The sequence below is a fragment of the Paenibacillus sp. JJ-100 genome (genome assembly GCF_948329825.1).
In the GTDB taxonomy this organism is placed as follows: Bacteria; Bacillota; Bacilli; order Paenibacillales; family Paenibacillaceae; genus Paenibacillus.
Window position 1 is genome coordinate 1288794 of the sequence record NZ_CAOJCM010000001.1, and the last position, 19296, is coordinate 1308089.

16 protein-coding genes and 2 pseudogenes are annotated in these 19296 nt (G+C 43.0%); 14 read left to right on the plus strand and 4 right to left on the minus strand.

Features of this window, described 5'->3' with window-relative positions:
- Positions 1–87 precede the first annotated feature (87 nt).
- From cydD to PQG66_RS06045, 13 genes and pseudogenes are all read left to right on the plus strand, one after another.
- Positions 88–1854 carry a thiol reductant ABC exporter subunit CydD gene (gene cydD / locus PQG66_RS05985; RefSeq protein WP_272036515.1) on the plus strand — a complete coding sequence of 589 codons (1767 nt, stop codon included), beginning with the start codon at positions 88–90 and terminating at the stop codon, positions 1852–1854.
- The gene (gene cydC, locus PQG66_RS05990; RefSeq protein ID WP_272036132.1) at positions 1851–3605 is read left to right on the plus strand and encodes a thiol reductant ABC exporter subunit CydC; all 1755 of its coding nucleotides are present in this window, start codon (positions 1851–1853) and stop codon (positions 3603–3605) included. The genes cydD and cydC overlap by 4 nt, the downstream gene beginning before the upstream one ends.
- A 413-nt stretch (positions 3606–4018) precedes the next feature.
- Positions 4019–4810: a MerR family transcriptional regulator gene (locus tag PQG66_RS05995; protein ID WP_272036133.1), complete on the plus strand. Its 792-nt coding sequence runs from the start codon at positions 4019–4021 to the stop codon at positions 4808–4810.
- Complete coding sequence (locus PQG66_RS06000; RefSeq protein WP_272036134.1) at positions 4797–5279, plus strand: hypothetical protein; 483 nt, start codon at positions 4797–4799, stop codon at positions 5277–5279. The genes PQG66_RS05995 and PQG66_RS06000 overlap by 14 nt, the downstream gene beginning before the upstream one ends.
- A gap of 62 nt (positions 5280–5341) precedes the next feature.
- Complete coding sequence (locus PQG66_RS06005) at positions 5342–6079, plus strand: GAP family protein (RefSeq protein WP_272036135.1); 738 nt, start codon at positions 5342–5344, stop codon at positions 6077–6079.
- 150 nt (positions 6080–6229) lie between these two features.
- Positions 6230–6817, plus strand: coding sequence for a hypothetical protein (locus PQG66_RS06010; RefSeq protein ID WP_272036136.1), 588 nt, complete (start codon positions 6230–6232; stop codon positions 6815–6817).
- Between the two features lie 339 nt (positions 6818–7156).
- Complete coding sequence (locus PQG66_RS06015; protein ID WP_272036137.1) at positions 7157–7831, plus strand: response regulator transcription factor; 675 nt, start codon at positions 7157–7159, stop codon at positions 7829–7831.
- Positions 7828–9198 carry a sensor histidine kinase gene (locus tag PQG66_RS06020; protein ID WP_272036138.1) on the plus strand — a complete coding sequence of 457 codons (1371 nt, stop codon included), beginning with the start codon at positions 7828–7830 and terminating at the stop codon, positions 9196–9198. The genes PQG66_RS06015 and PQG66_RS06020 overlap by 4 nt, the downstream gene beginning before the upstream one ends.
- A 224-nt stretch (positions 9199–9422) precedes the next feature.
- Positions 9423–10403: an alpha/beta hydrolase gene (locus PQG66_RS06025; protein ID WP_272036139.1), complete on the plus strand. Its 981-nt coding sequence runs from the start codon at positions 9423–9425 to the stop codon at positions 10401–10403.
- A gap of 126 nt (positions 10404–10529) precedes the next feature.
- A complete protein-coding gene (locus PQG66_RS06030) occupies positions 10530–11513 on the plus strand; it encodes an alpha/beta hydrolase (protein ID WP_442955016.1) in 984 nt (327 codons plus the stop codon).
- 135 nt (positions 11514–11648) lie between these two features.
- Positions 11649–13103, plus strand: a complete 1455-nt coding sequence (locus tag PQG66_RS06035; protein WP_272036140.1) for an alpha/beta hydrolase family protein — start codon at positions 11649–11651, stop codon at positions 13101–13103.
- Between the two features lie 182 nt (positions 13104–13285).
- The gene (locus PQG66_RS06040; RefSeq protein WP_272036141.1) at positions 13286–13558 is read left to right on the plus strand and encodes a hypothetical protein; all 273 of its coding nucleotides are present in this window, start codon (positions 13286–13288) and stop codon (positions 13556–13558) included.
- Positions 13559–13675: 117 nt separating this feature from the next.
- Positions 13676–14090, plus strand: a pseudogene (locus tag PQG66_RS06045) (ABC transporter transmembrane domain-containing protein); the annotation flags it as partial.
- A gap of 75 nt (positions 14091–14165) precedes the next feature.
- On the opposite strand, the gene PQG66_RS06050 reads toward PQG66_RS06045, so the two are convergent.
- The 3 genes and pseudogenes from PQG66_RS06050 to arfA form a co-directional block, all read right to left on the minus strand.
- Positions 14166–14408: a hypothetical protein gene (locus PQG66_RS06050; protein ID WP_272036142.1), complete on the minus strand. Its 243-nt coding sequence runs from the start codon at positions 14406–14408 to the stop codon at positions 14166–14168.
- 6 nt (positions 14409–14414) lie between these two features.
- Positions 14415–14789: pseudogene (locus tag PQG66_RS06055) on the minus strand (helix-turn-helix domain-containing protein); the annotation flags it as partial.
- A gap of 715 nt (positions 14790–15504) precedes the next feature.
- Positions 15505–17013 carry an arabinosylfuranosidase ArfA gene (gene arfA, locus PQG66_RS06060; RefSeq protein ID WP_272036144.1) on the minus strand — a complete coding sequence of 503 codons (1509 nt, stop codon included), beginning with the start codon at positions 17011–17013 and terminating at the stop codon, positions 15505–15507.
- Between the two features lie 260 nt (positions 17014–17273).
- On the opposite strand from arfA, the gene PQG66_RS06065 reads away from it, so the two are divergent.
- Entirely contained in the window at positions 17274–18215 is a 942-nt protein-coding gene (locus tag PQG66_RS06065; RefSeq protein WP_272036519.1) for an ArsR/SmtB family transcription factor, read from the plus strand.
- Between the two features lie 11 nt (positions 18216–18226).
- Here PQG66_RS06065 and PQG66_RS06070 read toward each other — a convergent pair whose 3' ends face one another.
- On the minus strand, positions 18227–19132 hold the full coding sequence (locus PQG66_RS06070; RefSeq protein WP_272036145.1) for an AraC family transcriptional regulator: 906 nt from the start codon (positions 19130–19132) through the stop codon (positions 18227–18229).
- Between the last annotated feature and the right edge of the window lie 164 nt (positions 19133–19296).

Genomic DNA, 19296 nt, shown 5'->3' on the forward strand with positions numbered 1-19296 from the left:
TACGTTGTGAAAAGGCAGAGGAGAGAGCAATCCAAACAGCAACGAAAACAGTCCGGTGGGAGAAAATCGGTGCTGATCAAGCAGCAGATGTCTTTACTTCGGAAAAGCAGGCTGATCCTTATGGCCTTTTCACTGGCCCTTGGTGCTGCGATTATAGGCCAGGCTGTCTTTATGGCTGAAGCCGTGCAGCGAATATTTGTAGAAAAGGCATCCTTTTCATCTATCATGCTCATTCTCGGCATTTTGCTGGCGGTTATGGCTCTACGTACATGGTTAACTTACGGCAATGGAAAAGTCGGCTTGCATATGGCTGCACGAGCTAAAACAGCGATGCGAGGTAAAGTGTTGCAAAATCTTACCCAAGCATCTATGTTCTCTTCATTGCAAGGACAAACTGGCGGAAAGGTCAGTGTTGCACTGGACGCCGTGGATGAGGCCGACAGCTATTTCAGTCAGTACATGCCGCGCATGATGGAAGCATCGATTATTCCTATTCTGATTCTGGTCGTTGCATTCACACTACATGCCAACACAGGATGGATTCTGCTGTGTACAGCGCCATTTATACCGTTATTCATGATTCTCGTCGGCTTGCAAACAAAGAACAAATCCGAAGAAAAATATGAACAACTCGCTGCGTTTTCCGGTACTTTCCTGGATTCGCTTCAAGGCCTGGTCACGTTGAAAATATTCGGACGGGCTAGCCGTCAGCAACAGGAGATCGAACGCAGCAGCCTCGGCTATCGGGATAGCACGATGAGCATTCTGAAGATTGCGTTTACGAACACATTTATGCTCGAGGCAATTGTTATGTTAAGTATCGGGATTGTTGCCCTTGAACTTGCCATTCAGCTTCTGGTGTATAAATCAATGACATTCCATACAGCCTTTCTGCTGTTGCTGCTGGTGCCCGAGTTCTATAGCCTGTTAAAAAATACAGGGACTGCATTTCACAGCGGTCGAACCAGCATGGGAGCTATTCGCAAGGTTGAACAGATGCTCGAGGAAACGGAACGAACGAAGGAAAAAGGCTCAGATCAGGGCCTTCAACCGGCAGGCATTTCATCACTACAAGAGAATGATGAGGCGTTGCATCCATCGTTTTCGACTGTACCACCATTCATTGAACTGAAAAATATCCAGTTTCATTATGCACCCGGTTCATTTGAACTTGAATCGGGACATGTGTCTATTCAACCCGGAGAGAAAATCGCAATAGTTGGCAAAAGCGGTTCAGGTAAAACGACGTTGCTCAATCTCATCTCCGGGCTGTTACAGCCTACATCGGGAGAAGTACACATGAACGGAAGGCCGCTTATGCAAATGCCGGAGGCGGATTGGTTTAAACAGGTAAGTTATATTACACAGCATCCCTATATTTTTGCAGGCACATTGGCTGAAAATATAGCGATTGGTGCAGGCAATGATGTATCCATTGCTGATATCGAAAAGGCGGCTGAACGCGCAGGACTTGCTTCACTGATTGCTCAGCTCGATGAAGGTTTGGATACCCCTGTTGGGGAAGGGGGGCGGGGACTTTCCGGAGGAGAAAAACAAAGATTGGCTCTGGCTCGCGCTTTTCTAAAACAGCCGTCCATTATTTTGTTTGATGAACCAACGGTTGGACTCGACCTCCGCACCGAACAAATCTTGCAACGCTCTATCGCATCATTGTCACAAGACGCAACGATGATCACGGTGGCTCATCGATTATATACGATTCAACAGGCCGACCAGATTTGGTTCATGTCAGATGGTGTACTGGCAGATTCGGGAACACATCAGGAGCTGCTGGAACGAGTGCCTGCGTATGCCGAGATGGTACAAATTCAAAGAACAGGAGGGATTGCATGAAAGAGTTAGCCGTTCTATCCAAAGCTATGATGCAGGAACGAAAAGACATTTTGCTTTCCATTCTATGCGGATTTATCGCTGGATCAGCGGGTGTAGCCCTTTTCTCCGCTAGTGGATATATGATCTCACAAACGGTATTTGCACCACCCCTGTACACCTTGATTGTACTAACATCGATGGTCAAACTGCTTGGATTTGTGCGTGCAGCGAGCCGCTACGGAGAGCGGCTGGCTTCGCACCGGGCAACGTTCTCCATCCTCAGCCGTCTACGAACTTCGTTTTTTGCCAAGCTGATTCCGGTTACCCCTGGGATTCTAAATAAAAACCGGAGCGGTGATCTTCTTGCACGGATCGTTGGTGATGTAGAGAGTTTGCAGCATTATTTTCTACGTGTTGCTTATCCACCCGTTATGGTTGTCATGGTATTTCTGAGCACCGTCCTGTTTACGGCGTTTTTTTCCTTCTGGATTGCGTGCTTACTTATCGTTGGTATGTTGGTTACCGCATTTGTAGTCCCAAGCTTGGTACTGATCGGTCAACGTAAAATCAATGGACATGTGCGTCAGCAACGAGCGAAGTTATCTACTGAGGTAACCGAGGTATTATATGGTTTTCGTGATTTGAAAGTATATGGACAATTAGCTCAACGTGAGCAGCAGCTTCAAGAGGAGTCGGCTGCACTCGCAACCACGCAACAAAAAGCTGCTGGCCAATTGTTGCGTGGGCAATCCATGCATATTTTTGTTACCTATCTAGTCACATGGGGGGTGCTGGTGCTAAGTGCGTTTCTCATTGCAGATGGCGTCTTTGCTGGCGTATTTCTCGCCATGTTAATTCTGGCATCCCAAACGGTGTTCGAAGAATCGGCCGCTATGGCAGTATTGCCTTCATATAAGCTGGACAGTGAGCATGCTGCGAAACGATTGGCAGAGACGGTGCCTGAACCGACAAACAAAGAACACGATGATCCAGCTCAAGCTACTGCTCAAGGTCTGTTGTCACTGGGTGTGGATGAAGGAGCGGTATCCATCGAGATGTCCCATGTTACTTTTCAATATCAAGGAGAATGGAGAACTGCACTCGATGACGTCTCTCTGGTTCTCGCACCTGGCTCCAAAACGGCGATTGTCGGGCCGAGCGGGTCTGGAAAGTCAACGATCTTGGAGTTACTTCTCAAGTTACGGCACCCTACTTCCGGAGACCTGAAATTCAACAACATCTCAGTGGATAAACTGGATGAAACAAGCATATGGCAGAACACCCATGTGGTTTTACAGCAGAGTCATTTTTTCCGGGGAACGATTCGGGACAACCTGTTACTCAGCGGAGAACAGCACTCTGATCAAGAATTACAAGATGTTCTCCATCAGGTTCAACTGTTTAATGTAAATTTAGACGACATGGTATATGAAAAAGGAGAAAATCTGTCCGATGGGGAGAAGCAGCGGCTGGCTCTGGCTCGAGCGATGTTGCGCACAGGAACGTTATGGTTGCTCGATGAACCAACCTCTTCACTGGATTACGTGACAGAATCACGCGTATTACAGCACTTGTTGGCACAGGCGGCTGAAGATACATTACTCTTGGTCTGCCACCGTCTAACAGGACTCGAACAGATGGATCAGATTGTGGTCATGGAACAAGGCCAGATTGTAGAAACCGGCTCATTTGATGAGCTGATGGAACAGAAGGGTTATTTTTATGAGATGAAAAAGATTGAGTTACAGATGGTGGGAGAGTTTGGAGCGTAAGTTTACAATTGGAATTTATGAATTAAGCAGCTTGCGTATGAACAGGTTAACCAGTTATTGCTGGTTAGCCTTTTTTGTATTTATTTTGGTTCAGTCATTTTACTCCGTCTGCCGTAGTAACAAAAGCTGAATCATTACAAGGAAGCCGAAGAGTTTGCTGCGCAAGCCGTATAAGCTAGTAAAGGACTAATCGATACGCAATGACTAAAGAATATGAAAGATATGACATCAAGGAACAGTCAGTACATGGATAGACCAGCTTTCAAGGAGAAATGATTCGTATCACAGCGAGGACGATGTCAGCATCGTCTTTTTTTCGTTTTATTGAGCAATAGTTAACCATTGAGATTTTAGGGACTTTACAATAACGTATACGTTATTGTTTATAATGTGTTCAGGAAGGAGAGGTAAGCATGATCCTGATCGGTGAATTAGCCAAAAAAACAAATATCAGCAAAAGAACACTTCATTATTACGAACAGATTGAACTGTTAGAACCGACACTAATTACGGAAAATGGGTATCGATACTATGATGAAAATGCTATCTTTCGCTTGCAAAAAATTCTTCTATTGAAGTCCATCGGCTATACATTAGAACAGATTAAAGAACTGTTTCAGAACCAAGAAAATCAGGGGGAACATGAAAACTGGATCACGTCTTTGAACGAACAAATAGAGCTTATTGAACAGAAAAAAGAAGAGTTAAGCCGGATGCAATATTATCTCAGATCAACGATTCATACGTTGCAAATGAACGGAATGAACAATCTGGAACAATTATTGCAGATTATTCCCAAAATGAAAGATCGACCGCTCACGGAAGGAATCATTCGCCCCGAATTCGGTGATGAATTACAGTTATCATCAAGGGAAATGGATATATTGAATCATCTACCTATTCTCGGGAGTAACGATCCGCGAATGGATGAACTTTTAACTATTTTCCAACGTGTACGATGTTTAATGCCTTCGTCTCCTTATTCTGAAGCGGCCCAAGTCATTGCCAGGCAATTGTATGAAACGGCATTAGAGCTATTTAATGGCGATGAAAAGCTACTCAACAAATATTGGGAACTTATTCATCCAAACGATGCGTCTGAGCCTGTAGTGATGGGCATGGATGACGAATTCATGTCCTATGTGGATGAGATGATCAGCTTTTTTCTAAAACAAAGAGAGCACGATGCTGATGAAGGAGATTAAACTAAACAGGATTCAAAGTAAAAATACGTGGCTTCTGTTATTGCTCTCCGGTCTACTTTTAATCTTATCCGCTTGTGGAATGCCAGCAGAAGATACCGTGAATGATGAACTGCATCGTGAAGAGTCAAAACAAAACACAGCGAATGACTCGGATGTCATCACCGTGGAGGTGCTTGTTGAAAGTGATCTTGAATCGGTAGCTGATCTGGAGATCGAGATCAATGCACGAAAGAATCCGGAGAGTGTATATTGGGATACGACGGAAGTTCCATACAAAGAGAGATTTGTAATTCCAAAAGATACGTTTATTCCTCTAATATCCACTCATGTTAAGGCAAGAGCCAATGACAGCGCCAGTTGGGTAAGCTGTTCCATTTGGTATGATGGGGAGTTGGTTTCATCTCATAAGTCCCGAGGGAGCGGTGCAAAGGCTGTCTGTGAGAAGAAGTTCCAGCTGGGACCAGGATAAATTGGACTTACAGAGCATTTTTCTGACAGGTGGTTAAAACGACAAAGAGAGCGAGGAACACAATGACGTTGACAGCACTGCTATCTACTCTTGTACTACTGGCATTAATTGATTCAACAAGTGTGGGTACTCTTTTAATTCCTGTCTGGTTACTAATGACACCCGAGCGTGTTCGAGTAGATCGGTATTTCATCTATTTATTCACGGTGTCTGGTTGCTACTTTGTTATAGGCCTCATCATCATGTTTGGAACGGATGCATTTCTGAACCAATATGCACCCCTAATGGAATCCAAACCCTTCCTGTTAGGACAACTGGTGATAGGCATATTGTTAATGATTATAAGCCAACTCATGGATACAAAAAAATCTCGTGCTCGTGCTGCGGAACGTGCAAGAAGTGGGGAAGGCTATATTTTAAAATGGAGGGCTCGTGTTACGGGGGAAACGGTTTCCAACAGAATCTCTATTACTATACTTATTGGGCTTGCCCTGGCCGCGGTTGGACTTGAACTTGGAACAATGTTGCCTTATCTAGCAGCCATTGGAGTGTTAGTTCGTGAAGGACCTGCTTGGCCTATGTCGGGGATTCTATTACTGGGATATTGCTTCGTTATGATATTACCTGCGCTTATTTTGCTAGCAGGGAGATTGCTAGCTTACCCTATTTTAAAACAACCTTTAGCTAAAATGGATAGCTGGCTGGTGAACAATGCACAGAATGCTGCAGCCTGGATTATAGGTATCGTTGGTTTTTTGCTGACGGTTAATGCAGTTTATGATTTAGGTTGGGTATCGTGAGACATGTGAGGGGGAATGTCAGTAATCTTTAGTAGTCTATAGTAGTCTTCGTATCTTCCTGCTTTCGGCATACGAATGAGCTATTCGCACAGGCAAGTCGTCCACCCAGAGCGTAGACTGAAGTAGATCAAGTCAAGTGAGGTGAATTCCATGGTTAAGACCAATGAAATACACGTCAAAGCAAAACGATTGAAGGATCGTCCCGTCTGTGTAACTCTTTATAATGGCGAAACGTACATCGGGTATATCTCTGGTGTGAACAACGAAGGTGTAGAGCTTACCGGAGGCGGAAAAGCAACAAGTATCTCAACGCCCCAAAAAACAGTCGTAAAAGGAAAGCGGCCACGTCGGATGAGATCTAACTCATTGATATCAAGTAGAACCGCTTCTTCCCGTAGCCGAAAAAAAGGGAAAGTCATTCCAAAGTCTTCTGTAAGATCGCGGACGACCTCTCGTGTATCTACGCGTCAAGCTAACGTGTCGTCCTTTATGCCAATGATGGGCTCATTATTGGGGGGCTTGGGCGGAGCAGGGTCATTCGGAGGTATGCTCGGAGGCGGCATGCGATTGTTCGGGATGATACAGCGTTTCGTACCTGTAGTCAAGATGGGATACGGTATGATCAAACAGATCCAGCCTTTTATGGGAGCTGTGCAAGGGTTGATGACACCAGCAAGTCAAGCTCAAGCAAGCCAGGCGGAAGCTGAAACGGAAGGTCCAAGAGGGATCATATCTTAGGGAGTTGGGTTACAGAAATGTGGAGTGCTTAAGATGATGTCGGAGCGCTAACTTGTTTCCTTTAAAGTCGCTATTCATAGCGGCTTTTTTAGTGCGCTCATTATGGTCGCTATCTAACCTGACTCAATCCTTTTCATCCTTTCAATCCACGCGTGACTAAATTTACAATATGTTGTATAGTTCACATTGTATTTTTTGAATTATATGGATGATACGTCATTACTTCTGGATTTATAGTGTTCGTAACCAGCGGAAATTGAGAAAATCATAGCAAGTAATCGCGAGGAGTCACTATACGCAAGATGTTTATTAGATCGTAAACAGGAAAAGGAGAAATCTATGGCTACTATACTCGTTGCTGACGACGATCCGAACATTCGCGAACTCGTCTGTCTCTTTCTAAAAAACGATGGATTCACGACAGTGGAAGCTGCGGACGGTAAGGAAGCTCTCACCGTGTATGGCGAAACGCAAGTGGATCTGGTCGTGCTTGATATTATGATGCCTGTTATGGACGGTTGGGCATTGTGCAAGGAACTCCGAAGAGCCAATCCTGACCTACCGTTACTCATGTTGACCGCGAGAGGAGAGACTTGGGAGAAGGTGAAAGGATTCGAATTGGGTACGGATGACTATTTGACCAAACCGTTTGATCCATTGGAACTGACTGCGCGTGTTCGAGCATTGCTGAAACGATATAAAATTGGCTCCATACACACAATCCAGTTTGGCAACATCATTCTGGATCGTCAGACGTATAAGGTGATGAGAGGTACGGAGTCCCTTACATTACCACTGAAGGAGTTCGAGTTACTGTATAAGCTTGCTGGAACACCAGGCCAAGTCTATACACGTGAGCAGTTGATCGATCAGATATGGGGTATTGATTACGCCGGAGATGATCGAACGATAGACGTACATATTAAGCGCCTGCGCGAACGATTCGGGACGACACCTGATTTTCGGATTGAAACGGTACGTGGGCTAGGATACCGGCTTGAGGTTTACGAATGATTAGATCAATATATATCCGAGTGGTCCTAACTTTTCTGGTGTCTGTCATCGCAGGTACAATCATTTCATTTTTCGCGTCAACCTGGATATTTAAGGACAAATTGAACGAGAATGCTCAAATTAACTTACGGAACTTTGGCCAAGACGTTGTGCAGATCTATAAGATCCTCCCATTGCGTGAAGCAGACTTGTTTGTGAGTGGAATGAAGCAGCTCAATTCTTATCACATTCGAATATACGAACCCACGGGTCAGTTCGAAACTTACGGGAATCTTAACGGACATAAGTCTGCTCCTGTGACAAGCGAGCAACTTAAGAAAGTATTGGATGGGGGCGTCGTTCAGGACACGACGAATGGGATTGCTACGGTGCTTCTAGGGTTACCACTGAAAACGGAAATGGGAACGAAAGCGATGTTCTTGGAGACACTCTCACCGCCTTCAGCCACTTTTGTGGTCAAGTGGGGGGTGATCTTTGCAACTTGCTCGTTAATTGCAGGAAGCTTGATCATTTTGGTTGCCTCTGTGTATCTAGTAAGACCGATCAAGAAATTGACCAAAGCGACCAAACGGATTGCAGCTGGAGATTTCAATGTCAAGCTGAACATTAAACAAACGACAGAGATTGGTACATTGGCTCGCAGTTTTGAAGAAATGATGCACGATCTGCAGCAATTGGAACAGATGCGCAGGGAATTCGTTACGAATGTGTCGCATGAAGTTCAGTCACCGCTCACCTCGATATCCGGCTACGCTTCGGCGCTCAAACAAGTTAATCTCACAGATGACGAACGAAGCCGTTATCTCGATATCATTATCGCTGAAGCGAGACGAATGTCCAAAATGAGCGATAGCCTGCTCAAGCTGAGTTTGCTTGAATCGCAATCTCAGCAACTGAGGCTCACCACATTAAGGCTTGATGAGCAGATCAGGCGGGTCATCGTGGCGCTTCAGCCGCAATGGTCTGCTCGAAACATTCATTTTGAGCTTGATTTAGATAATGTTAAGATAATGGCTGATCACGACCAGTTAAATCAGGTATGGACGAACATCCTCGGTAATAGTATTAAGTTTTCTAAGGATGGCGATATAATTACCGTCAGTATGGAACAGGATATCAGAAGTGTGATCGTCCGAATATCCGACACGGGCATTGGTATTGCCCTTGAAGACCAGAAGCGTATATTCGAGCGTTTTTTCAAAGCAGATCGTTCCCACAGTCGTAAATATGACGGGAGTGGTATGGGACTTGCTATCGTTAAACAGATCGTATCGCTTCATCAGGGTGACATCCGAGTGGAAAGTGAACCTGGTCAAGGTACGACCTTCATCATCACGTTGCCAATTCATCCACCAATGGATAGTTAGTCTTTCCGGATAATCTGAGGTATAGAATATTCATTCAAGTGTCTAAACAGTGTTTTCATGCCATGTATAACATGCAAGTTTCCTTGTATGCTATACATGGCTTTTTTTGCTTGTTCATATTCAGTTCATATTGACGTCACGGAGAGTACATTTTCATTGGGTAAGATTTCATTAGCAGCCAATAAGAATACCCAACTAACAGTTCAGGACAGGAGAAGATCAGCGTGACACAACCAGAAGGAAAAAAAGCCAAGAATAGAACCAGGGTCAAGAAGGTACGAAATATTATACTTAAAATACTAGGAGCAATCTTAATTGCTATTGTTCTATTTCTAGGTATTGTTTATATCACAAATGTGATTAGTAATAATTTAGAGGCGAAAAGGATAGTGCCCTACGGTCAGCATGTATCTGTAGACGGGAAAAATATGAATGTGTTCATTCAAGGCGAAGGCGAGGAAACGATTGTGCTTCTGCCGGGTTTTGGAACAGCGTCACCTGCACTTGATTTTAAGCCGCTTATCTCGGAGCTAGCCCCATATTATAAAGTCGTCGTGGTTGAACCTTTTGGTTATGGATTAAGTGATCAGACCGAAAGGGAACGCAGTACGGCAAATATCGTCAGTGAAATCCACGAGGCGCTACAGAGTCTACATATTGATCGTTATATCTTGATGGGTCATTCCATCTCGGGCATCTATAGTCTGAATTATGTGAACAAATATGCAGATGAAGTAAGTGCATATGTTGGGCTGGACACCAGTGTTCCAGCGATTAGTGAACAGAAGGTTGAAGCATCAGAAATCGTACCGATTAAATGGTACCGTAACTTGGGTTTCCCACGTTTGCAATTGAAAATGAGTGATGATCCATATGCTGGGCTTCCGTATGATGAACAAACCAAAGAACAATTGAACATTTTGATACAAAAGCACATGTTTAATTCAACTCAGTTAAACGAGATTGTAAGCATGTATTCCAATTTTAAAGCAGCTGAACAGTTAACGTTCCCAGTTGATCTCCCGGTTCTTTTTTTTGTTCAAAAGAATCATCCTGCAGTGGACAATTGGGTTCCCGAACACGAGAAGTTAATGGAGCACTCTGCGCGTGGTGAAATGGTGCTGCTGGAAGCAAATCATTATTTATACCGTTCCCATGCCAAAGAAATCGCTGAAAAATTCATGAGTTTTATGACGCAACGGTAAATATGAATTAGCTTGTTCATATTCAGTTCATATTGACGTCACGTAGAGTACATTTTCATTGGATAAGATTTCATTAGCAGCCAATAAGAATACCCAACTAACAGTTCAGGACAGGAGAAGATCAGCGTGAAACAACCAGAAGGAAAGAAAGCCAAGAATAGAACCAGGATCAAGAAGGTACGAAATATTATACTTAAAATACTAGGAGCAATCTTAATTGCCATTGTTCTATTTCTGGGTGTTGTTTATATCACACATGTGATTAGTAGTAATTCTGAGGCGAAAAAGATAGAGCCCTACGGTCAGCATGTATCCGTGGATGGGAAAAATATGAATGTGCTCATTCAAGGTGAAGGCAAGGAAACGATTGTGCTTCTGCCCGGTTATGGAACAGCAACACCAGTGCTTGATTTCAAGTTACTTATTGACGAATTATCTCCATATTACAAAGTGGTTGCTGTTGAGCCATTCGGTTATGGATTAAGTGATGAAACTGAAAAAGAAAGAACCACAGAGAATATAGTAAATGAAGTTCATGAAGCTTTGCAGCAACTGGATATTCATCAGTACATGCTCATGGGTCACTCTATTGCAGGTATTTATGGCATTCATTATGTGAACAAATATCCGGATGAGGTGACTGCTTTTGTCGGTATTGACAGTAGTGTTTCCACCCAACCAAGTATTACAGATGCGAAGTTCCCATTAAAAACGTTTGCTCTTCTTAGAAATACAGGTCTCTTAAGATTAATGATGAAAATGAGTGCAGACCCCTATGAGGGACTGGCATTTGATGATCAGACGGTCGAGCAAATGAGAATGATCTCGAATAAAAACATGTATAATCCAACGACATTAAACGAGATGGAACATATTTATTCCAATTTTAAAGTTGCTCAAGGTTTAACCTTCCCTAAAGACCTTTCACTTCTACTCTTTGTACAAGCGAATAATGAAGGTGTAGAGGGATGGATACCGCTGCATGAAGGACAGATCAAAGATTCGGTACATGGGAAAGTAATCACAATGGATGGTTCACATTATTTACATCATACTCAATTCAAAACAATTGCTGAAAACGTTAGAGCTTTTATGAACGAAGCGAAGTAAATATGGTGTAGACGTACACTCTTTAACTTAACAGGTTTACGTGAGCGAATATGAGAAACCGTCCTGCGGGGCAGCTTTTCCATAATATATCTAAATCTTATCATGTCCGTGATGAAAGAGAGAGAGGCATTCAAAATGAGATTATTTGAGATACTTTTAGCTCTATCCTGCTTCGCTTTACTCGTAGACCTACTATTAATTAAAAGAAGTGCAAAGAAAACAGGCTTGGGTGTAGGTATAGGAAGCAGCGTCATACTCGTAGCTCATTTATTGGTTGAGGGATACAGATGGCAGTTGCTCTTGGTATATATCATGACGGCTCTATTCATAATCATCGTTTTACTCAGGCATTCCGAAAAAATGGTGAATCTAAAAATAGGAAAGGTGTTGAAGTATAGTTTATCTTCCCTGATCGTCATTCTGCTTCTTGCTTCTACCCTCTTGTCGGTATACTTACCTGTCTTTGATTTGCCGAAGCCGGAGGGTCCAGAGAAAGTGGGTACTCAAACCTTCCATTTTACAGATCAGAACAGAGATGAAATCTTGACTGAAGATCAAAGTGATAAGAGGGAATTAATGGTTCAAGTATGGTACCCAACTGAAAATATTAATAACAAGAAGCGTGACACGCTGTTTCCAAATAATAAAGAAATGTTCAAAACGTATATTCAGAGCTTCTCTTCTTCTTTAAAACTGCCCGAATTTGTGCTCGACTACTGGAAGTATAGTCATAGCAACTCTTATGAAAATGTAGAAATATTATCTTCAACTACTCCTTATCCAGTGGTGCTCCTATCTCATGGTATGGGAACCAGTAGAGTTCTACAAGCATCACAAGCCGAGAATCTGGCCAGTCATGGGTTTATCGTAGTGACAATAGATCATACGTACAGCACGTTTGCTACCCTTTTTCCAGATGGCCGTGTAACTGGCTATACAACAAAGATGACAACCATAGATGACCGCAGAGAAATTGGGAATATATGGACAAAAGACGTGGAGTTTGTAATTGATCAAATTGAAAATCTTAATTCAGGTGCAATCGATAGTCAGTTTAAAGGAAAAATCGATGTAGATAACATCGGTGCGATGGGCCATTCTTTTGGGGGTGCAACGGCGTTTAATGCAACGTATCTGGATCATAGAATCAAGGCCGGAATTAATATGGATGGGTCACTATATGAAGTGGAAAATAGAGATGATATAAACAAGCCGTTTATGTTCATCAGATCGGGAAGTTTTGAAGATTGGTTAGCCCATTTTGAAAATGATAGAAATTCGGATGACGAAATAAATAAATTTCTTTCAGATGAGCTGCACATTATTAAAAATGTTATACAGAATAGGGGAAGTGCGATTTATGTAAAAGGAACGGAGCACTTTAATTTCACGGACCTTCAATTTTATTCGGAGTTGATTAAACTGACGGGGATAACAGGAGACATCAATGGTAAAAGAGGAACAAGCATCGTAAACCAATATGTACTCGATTTCTTTAACAAGCAACTGAAAGGAAAAGGTGGAAATCTGATTGAAGGGCCGAACACCTTGTATCCAGAGGTGAAAATTATAGATCCGGAAGAACTTTAACTGTTGATGTCCAAGCAGTACGAAAGCTAACGAGTCCGTGCCGTGTCATTTATCGACCAAAAAGTCGCCAAAATGCGACTTTTTTTGGTATGAAGGAATTAACATATGTTCATTGGAAAATTAAGATTTACATCATTTGGAAGTGTGTATACAATCGTATACGCGTAATGGAGGTGTTGAGTATGAGAGAGCGTCATATGGATGAAACGGATAGAAGTACACGTCAAGGTGAGCGTCCAAGACGAGATATGAGGGACAATGAGCAACGCGGTGAACGTTCCAGACGTGGAAGAGGGAATGAAGAACATGAGGGAAAACGGGGCCGTGGTGCGCAAACATTCCGCCGCGACCGAATTCTTGTATTTTTGGAACAGATGCAGAATCGAAGAACGACGCTTGCGAGACAACTTAGACAGGAAGAGTACGAGCATATTCGCCCTGTGATCAGTGGGTAGTTGAAAGCTATTGATCAGGTTATTGACGAGTATATTCACCTGTTCGAGTTACAAAATGAAGGTGTAAGCCCCAATAAGGATATGGAGAGTGAGATTGAATAAGTATGATTCGTCGTTTTTTTTTCGTATTACCGTCCTTATAAAAAAACTGTTTTTAATTGATTTTGGATGCGCCGTACTTGCAGGACTACTGGAGTTAGCATTCCCCCTAGCCGTAAGCAAATTCATTAATGAATTGTTGCCAGGTCAGGATTGGCCGCTCATTCTGCTTGCCTGTGTGGTGCTGTTATCCATCTATGCCCTTAATACTGTGTTGAACTATGTGGTTACATATTGGGGACATATGCTGGGCATTAACATTGAGACCAACATGCGTGAGAAGATGTTCGCTCACTTGCAGAAGCTATCCTTCCGGTTCTTCGATAATCGTAAGACGGGACATCTAAACGGTCATCTTACGAATGACCTGAATGATATCGGTGAAGTTCCTCACTATGGGTCTGAAGATGTATTCATAGCAGTGATGACATTGAACTGGTTGTCTCTGGAGGAGTATATAGCCGTCTTCATCAGGTACAATACAGTCACTCTTAATCAAGGATCTTGATTAAGTCCAACCTTGCCGCGCATACGCGCGGCTTTTGATATTACTTTTAAAAATGCGGTTATGAAGCGACAAGGAAAATATACGATTGACATCGTACACAAACCTTATGAAAGTTAACTCTGTGGCTGGCAGGCGAATTAGTCTGATTCGTTTGACTGCCAAGGTTGAAACTGTATCCCGAATTGGATGATCGATCGGTCCGATCAACAGAACCTGAAGTAGAAGCATTGGTGTAATCTTCATACTTGATTACTCACTCATGGCGTAGTCATATTTCTCTTTCAACTGCCTTACATCAGCTTTTGGAGGTGCACCGAACATGCGTGTATATTCCCGGCTAAACTGGGAAGCACTCTCGTATCCAACTCGGAAAGCTACATCTGCCGCATCAGCAGATTCGGCCATCAGGAGTCGCCGGGCCTCCTGTAATCTTAACTGTTTCTGGAATCGCAAAGGGCTCATGGCTGTGATCTCTTTGAAGTGACGATGGAATGAAGATACGCTCATATTCGCGGTCTCGGCCAGATCTTCAACTCGAAAGGGTTGTTCCCAATGGTGAACGATGTACTCAATCGCTTCTCTGATCCGATACGTGTGGCTACCTTCCACCGCAATCTGTGCCAATTTTGCTATGGTAGCAAAACAATGATGGAATCGCCGTTTCTATCGCACCGTTAAGAAGGGAATGGCGCTTTATCAACTCACTCAGTTCCTGCTTTTGTTGAGAAAGTTCTTCGGTCATACGAATTCTCCTTACGGGTTGGTTTTGCTATATTATATGGCTTCACGCTTAGGAGCAAAAGGGGGTGTGAGAGGATCGAGCAATCAATTAAGAGTAATGATATATCACTTGATGTCTGTATCTCGGCATAATAAGAGTACACTCACGGATTAAGTATTAGAATATATTCGAAGAGTTGGGTGAACATATTGAGGGAGAAAGTATCAAGATGTGTGAGACGAATGTTGATAGAGAGGCTGGAATCTCAGATCAAATTAGAAGAGAATCCCGTATTTAAAGAGATATACATCAAAAGCTGGTTTGATTTAAAACTGGAAGAGATGAAGAGAAACTCCTCATAACTGGTTGCAACATGAAGCTGAAGAAAGAATCAGAGTTGATCCGATGTATTCATCAATTGAATATGTATGGGAAGAGGTTGCGGAGCGGCCTCTTTTTGATATACAACGATCCTGAGGAGAGCTAGTTCACTTTAGAAGAAAGTTTCGTATGAAAAATGCTAAAGTTTATACCTAGCGTCTCCTAAGATCGTTAGAGTCATTGAGTAATTTAGTAAGCTAGCCAGTAGGCCAGCAGGTTAGTTCTAAGAAGTTTAGATTACGCTTGTTTGATTTTCAAACGAATCACGTTCCACGATGCTTTGTTCAGCACAGCTTGCACTTTGCCTTGATCCACTGTCGTATGTCCGCCGTTGTGAGGCAATACGTTACGTGGGTTTTCTTTGGTGTTGCTTGCTTTCAGATCGTCATTTTCCAGTACGATATGCTCTACAAATGTCGTTTCTCCGAAGGAGCGCAGGTCAACATTCAGTTCCATTGCCTCATCCAGATGTCTATTCACCGCAAAGATGGTGATTGTGCCGTTCTCTTCATCATGTACACTAATCGATTCGAGATAAGGTACGTCTGTGAAGTCTTTGGAATCATATTTCGGTGAAGATGTGATTGACCGAAGCACAGTTCCTCGTCCGAAATTGGATGCATGCAGGAACGGGTAATACGTCGTCTGGAACCAGATCGCTCCGTTATTTTCGGTCATAATAGGTGCAATCGTATTAATTAGCTGCGCAAGACAAGCCATTTTAACACGGTCGGCATGTTTGAGAATTGTAATCAGGTAACAACCTACTGCGAGTGCATCTTCATGTGTGTATACATCCTCGAATTCAGGAGGTGCAATCTGCCAGCGTTCTTCCATACGGCTTGTACCAATGGATTTCCACACATTCCATTCATCCAGAGATAACATCAGTTTCTTTTTGCTGCGTTTCTTGGCTTGTACAAAATCACAGATCGAAGCAACACTATCGATAAATTGATCCAGATCCAGCGAAGTCGCCAGGAAGTCATACGTATTGTCTTTGTTGTTGTTGTAATACTGATGCAGAGACAAGTAGTCCACATTTTCATAGGTCAGATCCAGCACGGTTGCTTCCCAATCTGCAAAGGTACTCATATCACGACTGGAGCTACCACAAGCAACGAGTTCGATCTCAGGATCAACCCATTTCATAGCTTTAGCCGTCTCGTTAGCAATACGTCCGTATTCATATGCAGTCATAGCACCAATCTGCCAAGGACCGTCCATTTCATTGCCGAGGCACCATGTCTTGAATTTGTGTGGGTCTTTGTATCCGTGAGAGATACGAAGATCACTCCAGTATGTACCGGATGGATGGTTGCAGTATTCAACCAGGTTTCTGGCTGCATCAATGCCGCGCGTTCCGAGGTTAACAGCCATCATTACTTCAGTGCCCACCTGTTTGGCCCAGTCTGCAAATTCGTTTGTTCCTACTGCATTCGTTTCAATTGTCCACCATGCCAACTCAAGTCTACGTTTACGTTCAGCTACGGGTCCAACACCGTCTTCCCAGTTGTAACCGGATACGAAATTACCACCGGGATATCGAACAATCGGCACGTTCAATTCTTTAACCGCTTCGATAACATCTTGACGAAAACCTTGTGCATCAGCGGTTGGATGGCCTGGATCATATACGCCGCCATAGACGGCACGTCCCAGATGTTCTACAAACGAACCGTATACACGCGGATCTACCTCCGCAATTTGAAAGTCTTTATCGATCAGCATTTTAGATTTAAGCATGTTGAATACCTCCATAAGATTCATAAGATTGAAATATCAATTAAATAGAATTGTTGGGTAGTAACATATTATCTGTTAGCCTTGAGATGAATTCGCCTTAAAGCAAAATCAAAACATTGATTTGTTATCTAATATGTATCATAATGCGATTATATAGAGCAAGATCAATATGCACAGTTCGCAAAATAGCGAATCCTGTGTAGCGAATATAACTTTTTTGATACTAATATAAAATGATAAAAATCAAGGATGTGGGTCGTATGATGCTTGGAACAGATGCATCTTCGTTGCTTGTCTATGAGGCGCTGGCAAGTGAAGCTCGTTTAAATATCGTGCAGCTTCTGCTGCACAACAGAGAGATGCATATCAATGCGCTCGCTCAAGAGCTGTATCTGAGCAAAGCCATTGTGAGTACACATGTCAGCAAGCTACAGAAGGCAGGAATTGTGGGCAGTCGAATGAAAAGGGAGAATGGTGGCACCTATAAATATTGTTTTATCGTTCAGGAGTTCATGACCATACATCTATCGCCGCGCGAGCCCGTCAACACGTCTTACCATGAAGTATCTATTCCGGTTGGGCAGTATACGGATTATGAAGCATGGCCAACTTGTGGAATTGCTACGACAACTCGGATGATTGGACAATATGACATGCCAGCTTGCTTCATGGACCCGGAGCGGGTAAATGCCGGAATTCTTTGGATGGCAAGAGGTTTTCTTGAATATAAAATTCCCAACTATCTGAATACCGATCAGCCTCTTCGGGAGATTGAAATCTCACTTGAACTCAGCTCCGAAGCGCCTAAGGTCAACGAAAACTGGCCCTCCGATATTCGTTTTACACTGAATGGTCATGACCTCGGGACGTGGACAAGCCCGGGAGATTTTGGAGATCGAAAGGGTAAGCATACTCCGCTTTGGTGGAAGTTAGACGTCAACCAGTATGGTGTGCTGAAGGTGCTTCGCATTAACCAGCAAGGTACGTTCATTGATGGACAGCAAATCTCGCCTGTTTCAATCGCGGACCTGAGTCTGCAAGCAGCCACCTATTGGACGTTTGGATTGAAGCCTGAGGAAGGAGCAGCAGGAAGAGGAGGGCTAACTCTGTTTGGCAAAGGTTTTGGCAACTATGATCAGGATATTCTAATCCGATATTACTATGATGATCTTGGAAATAGAGAAAAAAGAGACCGCTCGTAAGAGCGGTTTCTTCATTTTAATTTACGGAATTCAGTTGGACTCATCTGGGTCCATTTTTTGAATTGCCTGCTAAAATGCGAAAGGTTTTTATACCCTAGACGGAGTGCAATTTCAGTTAACGATATCTCGGGTTGGTGCAGCAGCACCTTTGCCTCTTGTAGCTTCAGATCAGACAAGTATTTTCTTGGAGACATATGATAAATTTTCTGAAAGATCTCCAGTCCATAATTGGGACTGATCCCTAAAGATGCAATGATCGGCTGAATATGAACAGTATCATCTACATCAGAGTCAGTGTTACCATGCCTTTCCCGAACCTGCTGTCTGAAATGGCTTTTGATGGCTTCGGCTATTTCTTTGGCATGCTTGGCTGTGGTCATAGACTGATTAGCATGTGATTCTGTGTTCATAGGCTGCAGGTCAATTAAGATTTCCAATAATTCAAATAGAACGATTTGTGCTCTAAGTTTTGCTTTGGATACGGTCATATCCGGATCATTGAAGATATCAAGCCATTGCTGGATACAAGCCCTTAATCGGCTATGTGATGGATTGGAAGGGGTGTATACCCAGTCGCAATTTTTCATGATTTTCATACGAAGCGCAGGTTCATCTACATCGAAATGTGCACAGAAATACGTCATGGAGTCATTTGCAATGTTCTTATTTTTGTGTTCGAATCCAGGAGGGATCAGAAGAATATCATTCTGATGCACTTCAAAAGATTCGTTCTCCAGTCTTGTTTCCTGTACACCCTCCAGTACAATCAAAATTTCAAATGCATGGTGATATTCCTTCGTCATGGACCAGCCAGGATGCACAGTTTGTTTATGAGCGCCAAAAAAACGGATATTCCAGTCAATCCGGGGAAGTAGGTCCATTCTGTAGCCAATATAATTTTGAATATTAATTTCCATTTAATTGAACCCACCTTTGATAAGGGTAAATTAATCTGTAATGACACAATCGAATTGTTCGATTTATTGAGATTATAATATGAATCAAGTGATGGGAAACCGCTTTCCTGACAAGGGATTGCCCGTGAACTAGCTAATGCCACTGTTATTATAGCCAAAGCTGG

Coding starts and splice junctions, on each gene's coding strand:
- cydD (WP_272036515.1), top strand. CDS start 88: ATGTCTTTACTTCGGAAAAGCAGGCTGATCCTTATGGCCTTTTCACTG.
- cydC (WP_272036132.1), top strand. CDS start 1,851: ATGAAAGAGTTAGCCGTTCTATCCAAAGCTATGATGCAGGAACGAAAA.
- PQG66_RS05995 (WP_272036133.1), top strand. CDS start 4,019: ATGATCCTGATCGGTGAATTAGCCAAAAAAACAAATATCAGCAAAAGA.
- PQG66_RS06000 (WP_272036134.1), top strand. CDS start 4,797: ATGAAGGAGATTAAACTAAACAGGATTCAAAGTAAAAATACGTGGCTT.
- PQG66_RS06005 (WP_272036135.1), top strand. CDS start 5,342: ATGACGTTGACAGCACTGCTATCTACTCTTGTACTACTGGCATTAATT.
- PQG66_RS06010 (WP_272036136.1), top strand. CDS start 6,230: ATGGTTAAGACCAATGAAATACACGTCAAAGCAAAACGATTGAAGGAT.
- PQG66_RS06015 (WP_272036137.1), top strand. CDS start 7,157: ATGGCTACTATACTCGTTGCTGACGACGATCCGAACATTCGCGAACTC.
- PQG66_RS06020 (WP_272036138.1), top strand. CDS start 7,828: ATGATTAGATCAATATATATCCGAGTGGTCCTAACTTTTCTGGTGTCT.
- PQG66_RS06035 (WP_272036140.1), top strand. CDS start 11,649: ATGAGATTATTTGAGATACTTTTAGCTCTATCCTGCTTCGCTTTACTC.
- PQG66_RS06040 (WP_272036141.1), top strand. CDS start 13,286: ATGAGAGAGCGTCATATGGATGAAACGGATAGAAGTACACGTCAAGGT.
- PQG66_RS06050 (WP_272036142.1), bottom strand. CDS start 14,408: ATGAAGATTACACCAATGCTTCTACTTCAGGTTCTGTTGATCGGACCG.
- arfA (WP_272036144.1), bottom strand. CDS start 17,013: ATGCTTAAATCTAAAATGCTGATCGATAAAGACTTTCAAATTGCGGAG.
- PQG66_RS06065 (WP_272036519.1), top strand. CDS start 17,274: ATGATGCTTGGAACAGATGCATCTTCGTTGCTTGTCTATGAGGCGCTG.
- PQG66_RS06070 (WP_272036145.1), bottom strand. CDS start 19,132: ATGGAAATTAATATTCAAAATTATATTGGCTACAGAATGGACCTACTT.